Genomic DNA, 14,869 nt, shown 5'->3' on the forward strand with positions numbered 1-14,869 from the left:
CCTTGAGACACAGGGAGATTAAGGGTATTGCCTTCTATTTGTTTATCGGTTGCTCCGACTAAAAAAATTAATAAAATCCAATGGGTGGGCATCAGAACTAAAAAACACAAAAAGGCTACTCCACGACGGAGCAGCCTTTGGTAATATGTCCTATATTTATCCTTTAATCTTGGCAGCCAGAATCATTGTGCCGCGCGGCTCATCTCCCATTGCATCCGGTTCTAGCGTGATGGCAACCGTATCATAGTCGTTGGCCGAATCCAATGTGTAGTATACTGCTCCCGTTCCGTCACGACTAAGGAAAGTACCCGCATTCTGAGGGGTATCTCCTTTGATCAACCAGACCTGAAAAGCCTCGTTGCCTTCCAGGTTCGGCAGGTTCTCAGCCTGCACAACCAGGTGAGTGCCTTTGCTGTCAATAACGATGGTTGCGAGACCCTGAGCTACAATGTCCTGCGTTGCAGGATTCAGCTTCACTGCCTCGCCAGTCTGCATGCCCTGTGCGGGCTTCAGTGCTGATGCCAGCTGCTCTTGCAGCTGTGCATTCTGCGCCTGTGCCTGCACCAGTTGCTCTTGCGTAGCCGACGAGCCCTCCGCTTGCTGCGTCAGCGAGTCGATCTTGCTCTGCAGCTGCGCCGTGTACACGCCCAGCAACAGTGCCGCGGCCGCAAGGCCGGCACTGGCTATGCGCCAGGCGCTGCTGCTGCGCGCACGCGCGCGCGCTTGTGGCTGCCATGGCTGTGCCTGGGCAGCCTCTTCCACCCGGGCCGCAGGCACCGCCGTTACCGGCGGCAAGCCTGGCCCGGGCTGCGCCGCACGTTCGTGCTGCGGCGCAAGGTCTTCCTGAAGCACCACGGGTGCTTCAGGCTCTGCAGGAGTAGCCGCTGGCTTCGCCTCGGCGCTCTCCTGCACATGTCCGAGCACGTTGCCCAGCACACGTGCTCGCATGCCTGGCGGCGGTGCTACAGGTTCCGCCGCAAGTGGCAGGAAGCCAGTCACTTCCTGCAATTCCCTCACCTCCTGGCGACAAGGTTCGCAAGTTGCCATATGCGCTTCAAACGCCGCCACTTCCTCTGCTTCCAGTCCGCCCAGCACATACATCGGTGCCAGATCAGACCACTCCTCATGTCGTTCTATCATGGATGTATGCCCTCCCTTCCCGCGTCCGGATGCAATTCAGCATCGGCCAGCAACTTTTGGAGCTGTCGCATGGCAAGCCTGACACGGCTCTTTACGGTACCCAGCGGAATCCCGAATCGGCTGGATACTTCCTGCTGGGTTAATCCCGCATAATAAATCGATTCTATAACTTGTTGCTGATCACCGTTCAATTGGGACAACGCCTCTTTAATCCGGGTACCTTCCCATTTTCGCTGCACTTCTTCTTCCGTGTTCGTATGCTCATCGGCATAGGCCGCCAGTGTCTCGTGTTCAACTGAAGTAGCCGCTGCCCCTTTTGATTTCCGCCTCAGCATATCCACTGCAATGTTACGCGTGATCGCAAACATCCATGTGGTCAGCTTCCCCTGTGAGGCATCGTAACGTTCAGCATTATTCCAGACCCGCAGGAAAAGTTCCTGAACGGTCTCTTCTGCCGTCATCGGATCGCCAACAATCCGGTAGGCAAAAGAATATACCGCTCGCTCATAACGGTCATATAAAAGCTCCAGTGCGGAAGCATCACGTTCCGCGATCTGCCGCATTAACCTGCTGTCCTCCATCGATTCAGTCATGCGAGGGCCCCTTTCTGTTTCTTCCCTCTTATTATAACCTACGCAGAAACTTTTGAAGAGGATTACCCCTATGAAGAAATAGTTTGAAATTTTTTCTGTATCTTTTCAAACTAACCTTTCACTTTTTAACATACAAACAGTCCGAAAACATGTTGCTTTGGTCGCGCTTTCCTTTTTATTGCAGAAAATTACAACCTGTGGTATACTATAAGAGTTGTATTAAACAACCTCATATGATTTCTGTCTTCTTTAAACCCCGGAATATTTTCTTCATGCTGCGACCGCAGCGAACTTTAAGCACAATTAACCTATGAAGATTGAAGAACCTGAATCACAATAACCCGGTAGTACAGAGTTTCACAAGATGTTCCCATTCACACTGGCGCGGTCATCGGAGCCGCAAGGACAAAAGAGAGGTAGGGCTTTTGTTGTTTTGGATATCACTTATTCTTGAGAAGATTGAAAACATACACAAAGCACCCGGAATTGGGTTCCGGGTGTTTATCCATGTCTACATATTCAATTTAGCAACATCTACAGACTGTCGGACACTGTTCCTTCATTGAGAAAAGTCTTCCTTTCATTATCAGACTAACCAGATAAATTCGGTTCTGCTTTTAAAACTTTTCCGTTCCCCCACTTCCTTACTTCCTTACTTCCTTACTTCCTTACTTCCTTACTTCCTTACTTCCTTACTTCCTTACTTCTCCAATTGTGCAAATAACGCCGGCTTATAAAGCAAATGTTTACGCTCACCAGGCGCTAACGAATCCTGTACACCTTATATTGAGGATTTCTATGTTATGTAAAATCTAACGAATCTCAGCCACGTTAATCCATGTCACTTCATGAATATAGGCTCTAAACATGCCCAGATACAGATAATAAGACGTCTACGATTCGTTAAACTTGTGAAATGGCAAAAATGCATGGCATAGCGTCTGTGGAGTTCGTTAAAGAAAGTAATCCCGACGCTCCTTCACTTAATTCTAATAAAAAGGGACACCGCAGGATGAAATCCTACGCTGTCCCTTTCTGAATCATAGGTACGTTATGCCCCAACATGGAACTCAAAGGAGTTTATTTAGAGCACCTATCGCAACGATCGACGATCAGCAAAGTCTCCTTGCACTCACAAATACTTAGATAAACATCGTTTTGGAGATGATGACCAGCAAGATGAACAGTACGAGGATCGTACCCATCGAACCCCAGCTTCCGCCGCCTTGACCATAGGATACTCCACAACCTTGTTGATAACCGTGCATCATTGGAGCCTGATTGGCATGGTGTCCGTATCCATAGCCATATCCCATTGGCATTGTTCCACAACCATATCCATACCCATGCATTTCATGACCTGTGTATTGGTATCCTTGCATATGCTCATAACCTCCCATATGTCCGTATACGTGTCCCTGTCCGTTCGGTGAATTCGGTTTTACTTCGCTCATTGTTCATTCCTCCTTAACATTTGCCTACACCCCTAAGCTATGTATTCAGCCTACCTCTGGACCGGGCTATTGCCCTCATTTTGATAAAATGGGCGTTTAGCCATTAGGTACCTTCCCCATTTTCGAAGCATACTCCGTCATTCCATTACTTGAATTCCACCATTTCTTCCGTTCAACCACACGCTATCTTATCTTCCTGGCTCTCAACCATGCTTGTCCTTTAGAAAAAAAACCCCACCGGTTGCCCGGCAGAGCTCGTCATATTATACCCAAAATGATTTAGTGATGATTACGAGAAGAATGAACAGAACCAGGATTGCTCCAGTCGATGTCCAGCCGCCGTATCCTACGCCTTCAACTACGTTGCTCATGCAGAACCCTCCTTTACGAATATATTAGGGTCCAAGCGGTTTATTAGATCAAGAATGCTTTAGAGATGATGACCAACAAGATAAAGAGAACCAAGATCGCGCCAGTCGATGTCCATGCGCCGCCGTATCCACCTACTACTCCACTCATGTAAACCCCTCCTTTGATTTGAGGTACAGTTCACTATATGCACTAATCACACATGGGACCGGGCTTTGGTCGAAAATGGGCAGTTCCTTTTGCCACAGATTATTCTCTAATTGCACCTACATAAAGGGTTAGTTCTTAAGTCGGAATGTTATGTTCAAATATGTTTAAGTCATAAATAAATCCCACGGTTATATCAACCAAATGTATGTACTATCGTTCAAAATGGATACCAATACGGTATATTATTAGCTTTTAACTTGTTAAATACAGATAAATTACCTTTTTAGTAATTATGAATACTGAAATCTTTATTTATACCGGTTGAGCTGGCCTCAATCGTCAGATTCATATTATCTGCAAATGTGACTGATGAAGATTGGTCTGAAAAAGCAGCTTTAATGGATGGAGCATTCATTTGAATTGTATCTACGCTTTTCCAGGATTCAGGATATGCAAAAGAAAATCCTTCTCCACTATATGTAATGTATTTCGTAGCTTTTGCTTCTGTTGAGACAGTTTCAGTTGCCTTGGATGCTTCGGACGCTTGGCTATTGGTTGTTGTGTTTGTTTCTGAATTACCACAAGCAGTAAGCAATGTGGCTAATGCCAAAATCGTAATAAGTTTCTTCATTATGTCTAATTTCTCCTAATGTGCCTCCCATCGGTTGGGATTTTTTCTTCTCTGGAGCAAACAGCACCAACTGCAACGACTGGAAATTCATCTGTTACGGCATCAGCTGCGGATTTCTTTAATGAGTTAACTCCGTACATTACAGAAGACACAGCCTTTATGGAGCAGGCATCTTATGATTTCTTTGGTAAACATAACGATGTATTCCCGGCCATTACGGCAGAACTAAGCAAAAAGGTACAGGGGCTCGTTGACTCCAATGTAACGACCCGTCATCTGAATAAAAATGTAGCCAACTATTACAATACTTTCGTACAAGTTAACGGGGAAGTCATTTCCGTTGAAGAAGATAGCTCTCTCGGAGCAACTTTCTCTATCGTTCATGTCATGGATGAGAACGGAAACGATATTATAGCGTTGTACCCTGCAACGACCGGAGATCTGCTTGATGGTGATTATGCCACGGTTATCGGTGCGCCAATTACTAACTTCTCTTTTGAAAATGTTGGGGGTGGTTACACCAACGCCACGTTGATTGGAGCCTCATTGGTAATTGCAGATTAATTGAAATGTTAAATGAGTATACAAAAAGACCAGCTTAATGAACGTTAAGCTGGTCTTTTTTGTCTTTCAGTTTTATAGATGTCAGAAATTCACGTTAATTACACAGACAGACACAATCTAACCTTTAATTAATGACTTATAACATACCGAATAACCGTATATACGGATGTTTATACTAAACCATTAGTTAGGTCTTGCCTGAAGTGACGTCAGTTTATCCTGAACCGATTGTAACTTCTGTATACTTGAGGCATCCGGTTTATCACGACGGTCGTCAATCTTGACGGATGTGGAAACACGCTGAGCTCCTGACAAAAACGGCGCTTCATGCAGAGCCGCAATTGCTGTAAAGATCTCGTTAAGCGGTCCCTCAATAATGGTGCTCATGGAAGTTAACTGATATGTAATGCCCCGTTGATGTTCCAATACCTTTTGCATGTCCGCCACATAACTGCTTAGACTGGTTGTACCCGTTCCGATTGGAATTACAGTCACTTCTGCTATTGCCATTTTGCTCCGCCTCCTCTGGGCCCCGTGAACAACCGCTGCCGCTAATTTTAGTCGATTTTTGACTATTTTTATTCTACCAGTTGAATGCGTTACAATTCAAACTGACGTGATGACGTCATTCAAATTAGTCAAAAATTTTTTTTGATAAATCTTCGAATCTTCCAGTCCTTTTCCTTTGCGGAATCCTGGCTTAAATGGTATACTCGGAATTACGTTTTACTGGTTCTGCCCACTTTACAAACACAATATGTTGGGTTACAGTATGTTGACAGCTACAAAATGTAGTAACACTAGATTTCTCCGCTTCTAATAGTCACCTTCTGCAATCTCGCGAAAAACAGGATGAAATCACCTCCAAAGGCACGTCCCTGTAGGTGTAAATCGCTTTCTCGAAACAGAGTTGACACGGAGGTTAACGGGGCTGTTTGGACTGCATCCGGTATCCTCAATCTACAGGCACATCTGCAATAGACCAAAGCTTACATAAGCACCCTTTTCTGTCGATATCCAGAACTTCTAAGACAGTAAGGAAGACAGAGCATCCATGGGCATTTTCAGCCGCGAGGCGGGAGAATGCTTTTTATATGAGCATGTTCTGAATTGTGCTATTTTGTGCTCCTCAAGTTGAGCGATTTAAGACATGAACTTGTCACCGCCGTTTCAGTCTGCCAAAATCAACCTTTACCTTTTTCTCACCGTAAGACAACACTCAATTCTTTATATAAAGAATTTCTCCAATTTATCTCTTAAACATGCGAAAGCGAGGAATATTCATGCCACAAGTTGTGACCAAGCCGAACAACCGCCAGCTTGCCTTTGATGATATGCGCATCTCGGTATATGCCGACCGTACTCTGGAAGGACTGGAAATGCTGGACAAGGAACGTCTGGTACGTGGGGTAAACAGCAAGCTCCGCCGTGATGAAGTTACCGGAGACGAAATCAGCAACGCTTTTATCATGAGCGCACTGGAACTGGTAACCAAAGAGGAGCCTAATTGGAAATTTGCAGCGGCACGCTCCCTGCTCACTTCCCTTTACAAAAAAGCGGCTACCAACCGCAGATACAAGTCTTACCCGGACGAGCCTTATGGCGCATTCCATCCCCTTCTTGTAGATCTCGTGAAGAAAGGTATCTACCGCGAAGAATTGCTGGAATGTTACACCAAAGAACAGATCGACGAACTTGCTGAGTGCATTGACTACCGCAACGATCTGCTCTTCGATTACATCGGCTTGCTCACACTGGCAGAACGTTACCTCGCTCACGATTTTGATGGAAAAGTAATGGAATTGCCGCAAGAGCGTTATATGGTTATCGCCATGTTCCTAATGCACCAAGAGCCTGCCGAGAGACGTATGGATCTCGTCAAAGAAGCATACTGGGCAATGAGCAATATGTACATGACCGCAGCTACCCCTACGATGTCCAATGCAGGTAAAAAAGTAGCTGGACAGCTCTCCAGCTGCTTCATTGATACGGTGGATGACTCACTCGAAGGTATCTTCGATTCCAACACGGATGTAGCTCGTCTGAGCAAAATGGGTGGCGGCATCGGCGTTTACCTCGGCAAAGTCAGAGCTCGTGGTTCGGATATCCGTGGTCACCAAAATACAAGTTCCGGTGTAATCCCTTGGATTCGCCAACTAAACAATACAGCGGTCAGCGTAGACCAGCTCGGTACGCGTAAAGGTGCCATTGCCGTGTACCTGGACGTTTTCCACAAAGATATTCTGGCTTTCCTCGATCTGAAGCTGAACAACGGTGACGAGCGTATGCGTGCACATGACGTATTCCACGGCATCTGTCTGCCTGACTTGTTCATGGAGCGGGTATCCACTCGCGGCGAATGGAGCCTGTTCTGTCCGCACGAAACAAAGAAAGTGATGGGCTGGAAGGACGAGAATGGTCGTGCACTCGGACTGGAAGATTTCTATGATGAGTCCTTTGGCGAAGGTGCGTTCCGTGATAAATACGAAGAAGCGGTGAATCACCCACTGCTGTCCCGGATTACAGTACAGGCGATTGACATCATGAAGCGCGTACTGAAATCCCAACTGGAGACAGGTACGCCATACATGTTCTACCGGGATACGGTTAACCGCTCGAATCCTAACCGTGCACACGGTATGGTATACTCCTCCAACCTGTGTACCGAAATTATGCAGAACCAGTCTGCCACTGTGATTGAAAAGGAAGAACTCGTAACCAAGGATGGACAAACTCGCATCGTGATTTCCAAAGTGCCTGGCGACTTTGTTGTCTGCAACCTGAACTCCATCCATCTGGCACGTGCTATACCTCATAATGTATTGGAGCGTCTCGTTCCAATTCAGGTGCGCATGCTGGACAACGTTATCGACATTAACAACATTGAAGTGTTGCAAGCCCAATATACCAACAGCCAATATCGCGCAGTCGGTCTGGGAACGTTTGGACTTCACCACCTGCTTGCTCTCGAAGGCATTCATTGGGAGTCTGACGAAGCGGTAACGTATAACGATAATCTGTATGAAAAAATTAACTACCTGCTCGTGAAATCCAGTATGGAGCTGTCCAAAGAAAAAGGACATTATCCGAAATTCAAAGGTTCCGATTGGGAAAGTGGTCATTACTTCGACCAACGCGAGTACACATCAGGTGAGCGTGTAGGTGAATTCGTGACAACCGAACAGTGGAAAGAACTGCAAGCCGAAGTACGACAAAACGGTGTACGTAATGCTTGGTTGTTCGCCATTGCACCTAACGGTTCCACGTCCATTATTGCCGGTTCAACGGCTAGTATTGATCCGCTCTATGAGCTGTTATCTTATGAAGAGAAAACAACTTACAAAATTGCCAATCCGGCTCCGGATCTGTCCGAAAAAACAAGCCCTTATTACCAAACGGCGTTCCAAGTGGACCAACATGCTTCCATTAATATGGCGGCTGCCCGTCAGCGCCACGTCGATCAGGGACAAAGTTTCAACTTCTACGTTCGACCAGATATTAAAGCAACAGAATTCCTGGAATTGCATCTGCACGCCTGGAGAGCCGGCATGAAATCAACTTATTATGTTCGTAGCCGTGCATTAACGATTGAAGAATCTTGATTTTTACGCAAGTTACGTTTTATCCATGGTAGAGAAGATTTACTAGATTCAAGGTGACCACCAGGGCATCCTGTTTTGATTGCAAAATGGCGTTGCCCTGGTTCTTTTTTGCCTAAAACACGATCACAGCATCGCAAGATGTTGATATAGATGATTTCCCAAAGTTCTGTCGGCAGAACATTATGAAATTTCAAGGAGTGAACGGAACAATGCAAGTACAGAAAATTTTTAACACCGAAGCCCCTAACCAATCGACCCGTATTATTGAAGGTGAATGCTCCGGTATCCTGAACTGGAACGACATTCGCATGCCTCATATGTACAAATTGTACAAAGTACTGCTGCTTAACCACTGGATCGCAGACGAGATTCCAATGTCCAAAGATGCTTCCCAGTTTGCTCAACTGGACGAGGAAGAGCAACGTACGTTTAAAATCAACATCTCTCTGCTCGCGGTACTTGATTCCATGCAAACGATGTTTGTTGGTGACGTAAAACGTTACTTTACCGATTCTTCACTCGAAGCGATCTCAGCCATTATCGGACAACAGGAAGTCGTTCATAACCAATCGTACTCCTACGTCCTGTCTTCGATCGTATCTGATCGGGAGCAAAAGGAAATTTTTGAATATTGGAAACATGATCCAGTCCTGCTTGACCGTAACCGTTTCATCGCAGACATCTACCAAACTTTCCGGGACGAGCCGTCTCCACAGACGTTCTTCCAGGCTATGGTAGCCGATCTGGTACTCGAAGGTATCTTCTTCTATAGTACGTTTGCCTTCTTCTACAATCTGGCCCGTGACCAGAAAATGATGGCAACCAGCCAGATGATCTCGTATATCCAGCGGGATGAAAACCAACACTGTTACTTCTTCGCTGAAGTGTACAAACAGTTACTGGTGGACTTCCCTGAACTGAACACACCTGAGAACATGGACTACGTATACACAACAATCCATCGTGCTGTTGAGCTTGAAACCAACTGGGCACATTACACACTTAGCAACGTGCGTGGTATTGACCTGAACGAGTTGGAAGATTACATCAAGTACATCGCTAACAAACGTCTGCGTCTGATGGGTATGGAAAAAGCATATGAAGGTGTAGATGTAAACTGCATGCCTTGGATCAAACCATTCTCCGATGATGCACTAAATGCAACCAAAACCGACTTCTTCGAAGCTAAATCCCGTAACTACGGTAAAGTTGGCGACGATAACGGATTTGACGATTTGTAAAATCTTCTGATCGGGTATCTACTACTTGAGTATATCCGGTATAAATAAACACAAATTAAAGCACTCCCTTTGATAGAATGCCTTCATGGCTATCTACATGCGGGAGTGTTTTTTTGTCTCTTAACCTTGTAAGATAGTTTTGAAAGAGATTCATATCCCTCCTACGGAAGTGAGGCCTATTCATGGAAAGAGAACTGCTGGAACAAATCAACTTGTGGCATGAGCAGGACCAATACAGTCTCATTATTGAACATATTGAACGAATCCCCGTCTCAGAGCGGGATTATGATCTGATTGGTCAACTCGCCAGAGCCTATAACAATGACGCACGTTACCGCGAAGCCGTTCAACATTTATTGTCTGTCCAGGAGCGTGGAGTAAACGACCCGCTCTGGCAATACCGTTTGGGTTATGCATACTGTCATATAGCGAGTTATGAACAGGCATTACTGGCTTTTGAGAGAGCTGATGAACTTCTGCCCCATGATGAATCTACCCTTGAATTCCTTCGCGAGATTCGTCCCGAAGCGGACAAGATGCGTCAAGATCGCCAGCGTCATGAAGAGGAGCTTGCCGCATTCGAGCAGAGCGGTATACAGAACCATCTAAGAGCTGCTTCAGGGACTTATGATCCCGCAACGTTCTGGGTACAGAGTGATTATGCGCAGGACAATCATGTATCAGAACCTTTTCATGAAGAAGAGATTGTGTCTATTGAGAAGGAATTGGGTTACAAGCTGCCCGCTTCCTATATTCAACTGATGAATACGCAAAACGGCGGTATCCCTGCGCTCACTGTATTTCCCACCAAAGAAGCGACTTCCTGGGCTGAGGATCACATTGCCGTTTCAAGCATTATGGGAATTGGACACGATAAAATATACGCACTCGGTGGTGAGCTGGGAAGCCGGTTCATGATTGAAGAGTGGGGATACCCCGACCTGGGGATTGTGATCTGTGATTGTCCATCCGCTGGTCATGATGTTGTTATGCTGGATTATCGTTTCTGTGGTCCTGAAGGCGAACCCTGTGTGGTTCATGTGGATCAGGAAAATGATTATGAGATTACATATCTTGCGCCGAATTTCGAAGCTTTCATCCGTGGCTTGGTCGATGAGGATACGTATGACCTGTCTGACGAAGAGAATGAGGACTAAACCCCAGGAGGGTCCGACCATATGACAACCCGTATATATTTTGGTTCCAATCAACTTAACGAAGTGGCCGCAGTTTCATTGCAGAATGCGCTGAATGAGCTTGACCTGGGAACCCTTGAAGATTATCGACGAACAGATAAAGGTGTTATGGGTCAGACACTGCTCATTCGCTCTTCCCGTGGAGAGTATATTCTGAAAGGTAATCCGTTATATGCAGGACAGTTACAGGAAGAAAAGTTCTTTGTAGAACAACTGGCGAAGCATACGTCCATCCCTGTCCCTGATCCATATTTGTTACATGAAGATACCCATCTGCTAGGCTGGAGTTATGCCATCATGCCGCGCCTGCCGGGGAATCACTTGTATGATCCATCATTCCAGGACTCACTGTCACAGCAAGATCAGGAAGAGATCGCCTGTATGTTTGCCCATACTTTGGCTGAACTGCACCGCTGGAAGGTACCTGATGCTGGGGAATATGATCCTGTTGCGAAGCAAATTGTTTCTTTTGCAGGCAATTATCTGGACTGGTTATACGGAACCATTCGCCACTGGTTACATGATGCTGAACAGTACTCGGTGATTACGGATGAAGATGTTCAGTGGATGGACGAGCAATTCAAGAATGCTGAACCGGCATTTCGGTCCAAAGCTGTTCCGTGTTTTGTCATGGGAGACTTCAAGGTCGAGAATATTCTGATTCAAAATCCGAATGACCGTTCTTCAGGGTGGCAGATTAGTGGTCTGTTCGATTTTACAACCGCCTATTTCGGAGACGGCACAGCCGACCTAACCAAAATATCCACCAGGTATGTTCGTGAGGGTCAACCAGAACTGGCCGCACAGTTCCTTCGCTGCTACCGGGATCTGGTCTGTGCAGCAGATGAGGAGAAATGCCAACACTTCCGCACACGTCTCCGCATGCATCTGCTCTATCAACGTATCTTGTGGTGGGGGGAAGCCAAAGCGACAGGACAAGTGACGTGGGCAGCCGACCTGCCTTTTACACAGTGGGCGCAACAGTCCATCGATTCGATTGTCGCATTGCTGGATTAGTAGATTAGTTAGTAGATTTGGACAGGTCGCTCAATGGATAGCGGCCTTCCAAACTAACGTATATATCGTTCCATATATGCCGCCCAATATCCGGGCGCACGTATAAAACCGCCAGAGATCATCCTTGATCTTTGGCGGTTTTCCTCATCTCACTATATTTCAGTCAACGCTGGAATCTCTCAACTTAAGCTTGTGCAACGGGTGACTCCTGATGTTTCTGCAAAAACTCCAGCATCCGGCGATACACGAGAATCTCGTTGGTCTTTCTGGAGAAGCCGTGGCCCTCATCGTCCAGAACGATGTATTCCACATCCAGTCCCTTCGACTGAAGCGCAGCCACGATCTGATCGGATTCGGCCTTCACGACTCTTGGATCATTAGCCCCCTGAATGACCAGCATTGGGTTCACCATCTGATCCAGATACGTAATCGGTGAATCCTTCGTTAAACGTTCGCGGTCACGGATCGGATCACCCAGCCAATTATCCATCATCGGCTTCCAGTCTTCCGGCACGGATTCCAGAAATGTGAACAAGTTGCTCGGCCCAAAAATATCAACCGCAGCCCTGAACAGCTCTGGATGGCGCCCTGCTAGTAGCAGGGTCATGTATCCACCGTAACTTCCACCCACCACAAACAACCGCTCTGGCGAGGTAATTCCTTGATCAAATAACCAGTTGATTCCGGCAACACAGTCCAGCCTTGGGCCTTCGCCCCAATCCCGCTCAACCAATTTGACGAATTCCGCACCATATCCGGTACTGCCACGGAAGTTCGGTGCAAAGATATGATAGCCCTGAGCGAGCATCATCTGGAACATCGGCCGGAAAAACTTTGCTTCCGATGCTTGCGGCCCGCCATGCGGCCAAAATACGGTGTAACCATTGGCCTGCTCTGGTTTTGCTTTGAACAAGAGAGCTTCGATCTCCAGTCCGTCGCAGGAGTTGTACCGAATAACGTCAGGGTACACGAGATCACTTGGGTCCAGTCCGGTTACCCGATTGGCAGTCAGCGGCTCCCAGGACTCAGCACCTGCTATTTTGCGATAAATGTTATGCGGCTGGATTGCTCCACGTCCGAGGATATACACATTGCCAGCCTTCGTAACGTTCACCTGCTCTATCGTATCCAGCGGCATATCTATGCGCCGAGGCTCATCGGCATTTTTTCCCAATACGTACATGCGATTCTCCGGCCCTGTAAGTGTCCAGAAATATAAGGTCTCGGAAGCCTGATGCCAGCGGATAAACTCCACATCTTCCCCTTCGATTCTGCACAATAAACGGAATTCGCGGGTATCGATACGGTACTCAGCCACATAGGCGTGTGCGGAGTCATCATTGGTAATGAACAGAAGGCGATTATCATCTGCAAAAATCAGATCAGATACCTGACTATAACGTTCTGAGACTGGCAGAATCACCATTTCTTCATTGTTACGATACAGATGTGCCGTCTGATACGTATTGGAGTACATTTTTAAAATGACATAACTTTTCTCGTCAGGACTTACAGCAAACAGGCTGCTCGTAACCTCTTCTCCACTGTATAACAGTTCATCTTCCCCTGTTTCCAGATCGATGCGGCGTGAATTCAGATAATTCGGATTACCCGCGCTGGTGACATAATAGAGACGCTGTCCATCCTCGGACAACTCAGCGAAATAACAGCGATCATTCGGTTCCGCCGGAACCACAGGCAGTGGGACACCACCCTCGGGTGGGAGTGCATATAGATGATAGTTCTCATCTCCATCCCGATCAAACGCGGTAAGCAGATGACGTCCTTGCGGGTCTGCTTTGATAAATTGACTGCTCTGATTCAAGTACGTTAAAGGATACGGGTATCCTCCAGGCAAATCCATCGCCCAAATATTCGGCTGACCGTTCAGATTGCTGTCCATGAACAAACGTTTCTCGTCTGCCGACACGGCAAAATGCGAAATACGGTACGTCTGAAAATATTGCTCGACATCCGGTTTAGGGAACTGAATCATGACAAACCTCCTTGGAATTGAACCAACGAATTTAACATTGGTAAATTAAGGTACCATTTGTCCATATTATAGGTAATGCCAATGTTTAGACAATAGATATGTAAGATTTAAATACTAACTCCCTCATAGCTTTGTATATTATTATCCATATTCATCCAGCGTATGAGCGGTATCTCCCTCCCTGTCACGCATAATGATGCGGAGTAGCTTTTGCCCATTTTCAGAGACTGCAGCACATAATTCTGTCCGGCCCATTCCAGCAATTGCTCATGATTACGTATCGCTTGTATCGTATTTAAATTTCTCCACTGTCCACATAAAGATTGACCGGAAGCCTTGATCCAGGCCTCCTTGCTTGTGAGGACTTTCCACAGCAGGGAAGAAGAATCCTCCCCGGAACATATGGCTTCCAGCACATGATCCCGCTCCTCTTCCGTCAGGAAACGTTGGATGATGGTCTGCTCTCGCAACAGCGGGCGTACCCATTCCACATCTACGCCAAGCTCGTTGTTACTGGATGCAATCGCTAGTACACACAGCCCATTTGTATGCGAAAGGCTGAATTGCGGACCTCCCACGAGATAAGGCTTTCCGGAAGTGCCGTATTCAAATCGAATATCCCTTGCCTGAAGCTGCATGTACTGTGCCAGTACTCTTCGCAAGAAAACCCTTGAAATCATCCAGCAATGAGCCTGTAGACGTGAGGTTCTGCTGATTCTGACCATACGTTCATGTTCTTCTGAAGTCATTGCATCGGAGTCCATGTCAGCCGCTGTCTGCAGTTGATCCTCCCTTATGGGCAAAGTCTGTGTCCAAATGTGGACCTCCGGTTCTCCTGACAATGGCGTGAACGCATCATTCCCTTGTTCCCTCATTGCTAGAAAGCTGTTGATTGTTCCGGTGCTGGAATCCATAA

At 46.6% G+C, this 14,869-nt stretch carries 14 protein-coding genes; 5 read left to right on the plus strand and 9 right to left on the minus strand.

Features of this window, described 5'->3' with window-relative positions:
* Nucleotides 1-156: 156 nt before the first annotated feature.
* The 6 genes from J2Z28_RS21405 to J2Z28_RS21430 form a co-directional block, all read right to left on the minus strand.
* Nucleotides 157-1,140 carry an anti-sigma factor gene (locus J2Z28_RS21405; protein ID WP_211084268.1) on the minus strand — a complete coding sequence of 328 codons (984 nt, stop codon included), beginning with the start codon at nt 1,138-1,140 and terminating at the stop codon, nt 157-159.
* Nucleotides 1,137-1,733, minus strand: coding sequence for an RNA polymerase sigma factor (locus J2Z28_RS21410; RefSeq protein ID WP_211084208.1), 597 nt, complete (start codon nt 1,731-1,733; stop codon nt 1,137-1,139). Before J2Z28_RS21410 ends, J2Z28_RS21405 begins: the two co-directional genes overlap by 4 nt.
* Nucleotides 1,734-2,875: 1,142 nt before the next feature.
* A complete protein-coding gene (locus J2Z28_RS31315; protein ID WP_244988454.1) occupies nt 2,876-3,187 on the minus strand; it encodes a hypothetical protein in 312 nt (103 codons plus the stop codon).
* A 263-nt stretch (nt 3,188-3,450) separates the two neighbouring features.
* Nucleotides 3,451-3,558, minus strand: coding sequence for a hypothetical protein (locus tag J2Z28_RS21420; protein WP_017690879.1), 108 nt, complete (start codon nt 3,556-3,558; stop codon nt 3,451-3,453).
* 43 nt (nt 3,559-3,601) lie between these two features.
* A complete protein-coding gene (locus tag J2Z28_RS21425) occupies nt 3,602-3,706 on the minus strand; it encodes a hypothetical protein (protein WP_017690880.1) in 105 nt (34 codons plus the stop codon).
* 283 nt (nt 3,707-3,989) lie between these two features.
* Nucleotides 3,990-4,337 carry a putative periplasmic lipoprotein gene (locus J2Z28_RS21430; RefSeq protein WP_211084209.1) on the minus strand — a complete coding sequence of 116 codons (348 nt, stop codon included), beginning with the start codon at nt 4,335-4,337 and terminating at the stop codon, nt 3,990-3,992.
* Nucleotides 4,338-4,496: 159 nt separating this feature from the next.
* Here J2Z28_RS21430 and J2Z28_RS21435 point away from each other — a divergent pair, with 159 nt between their 5' ends.
* Nucleotides 4,497-4,901, plus strand: a complete 405-nt coding sequence (locus J2Z28_RS21435) for a hypothetical protein (protein WP_211084210.1) — start codon at nt 4,497-4,499, stop codon at nt 4,899-4,901.
* Nucleotides 4,902-5,084: 183 nt separating this feature from the next.
* Here J2Z28_RS21435 and J2Z28_RS21440 read toward each other — a convergent pair whose 3' ends face one another.
* On the minus strand, nt 5,085-5,411 hold the full coding sequence (locus tag J2Z28_RS21440; protein WP_017690882.1) for an MTH1187 family thiamine-binding protein: 327 nt from the start codon (nt 5,409-5,411) through the stop codon (nt 5,085-5,087).
* Nucleotides 5,412-6,184: 773 nt separating this feature from the next.
* On the opposite strand from J2Z28_RS21440, the gene J2Z28_RS21445 reads away from it, so the two are divergent.
* From J2Z28_RS21445 to J2Z28_RS21460, 4 genes are all read left to right on the plus strand, one after another.
* On the plus strand, nt 6,185-8,503 hold the full coding sequence (locus J2Z28_RS21445; RefSeq protein ID WP_074093315.1) for a ribonucleoside-diphosphate reductase subunit alpha: 2,319 nt from the start codon (nt 6,185-6,187) through the stop codon (nt 8,501-8,503).
* 209 nt (nt 8,504-8,712) lie between these two features.
* A complete protein-coding gene (locus J2Z28_RS21450) occupies nt 8,713-9,744 on the plus strand; it encodes a ribonucleotide-diphosphate reductase subunit beta (RefSeq protein WP_211084211.1) in 1,032 nt (343 codons plus the stop codon).
* Between the two features lie 182 nt (nt 9,745-9,926).
* Nucleotides 9,927-10,901 carry an SMI1/KNR4 family protein gene (locus tag J2Z28_RS21455; protein WP_211084212.1) on the plus strand — a complete coding sequence of 325 codons (975 nt, stop codon included), beginning with the start codon at nt 9,927-9,929 and terminating at the stop codon, nt 10,899-10,901.
* 21 nt (nt 10,902-10,922) lie between these two features.
* Nucleotides 10,923-11,957, plus strand: coding sequence for a phosphotransferase family protein (locus tag J2Z28_RS21460; RefSeq protein ID WP_211084213.1), 1,035 nt, complete (start codon nt 10,923-10,925; stop codon nt 11,955-11,957).
* 184 nt (nt 11,958-12,141) lie between these two features.
* On the opposite strand, the gene J2Z28_RS21465 is transcribed toward J2Z28_RS21460, so the two are convergent.
* Nucleotides 12,142-13,953: a S9 family peptidase gene (locus J2Z28_RS21465; protein ID WP_211084214.1), complete on the minus strand. Its 1,812-nt coding sequence runs from the start codon at nt 13,951-13,953 to the stop codon at nt 12,142-12,144.
* 107 nt (nt 13,954-14,060) lie between these two features.
* Nucleotides 14,061-14,867: a 4'-phosphopantetheinyl transferase family protein gene (locus J2Z28_RS21470; protein WP_211084215.1), complete on the minus strand. Its 807-nt coding sequence runs from the start codon at nt 14,865-14,867 to the stop codon at nt 14,061-14,063.
* Between the last annotated feature and the right edge of the window lie 2 nt (nt 14,868-14,869).

This window comes from Paenibacillus xylanexedens (assembly GCF_017874615.1).
Lineage (GTDB): Bacteria > Bacillota > Bacilli > Paenibacillales > Paenibacillaceae > Paenibacillus > Paenibacillus xylanexedens.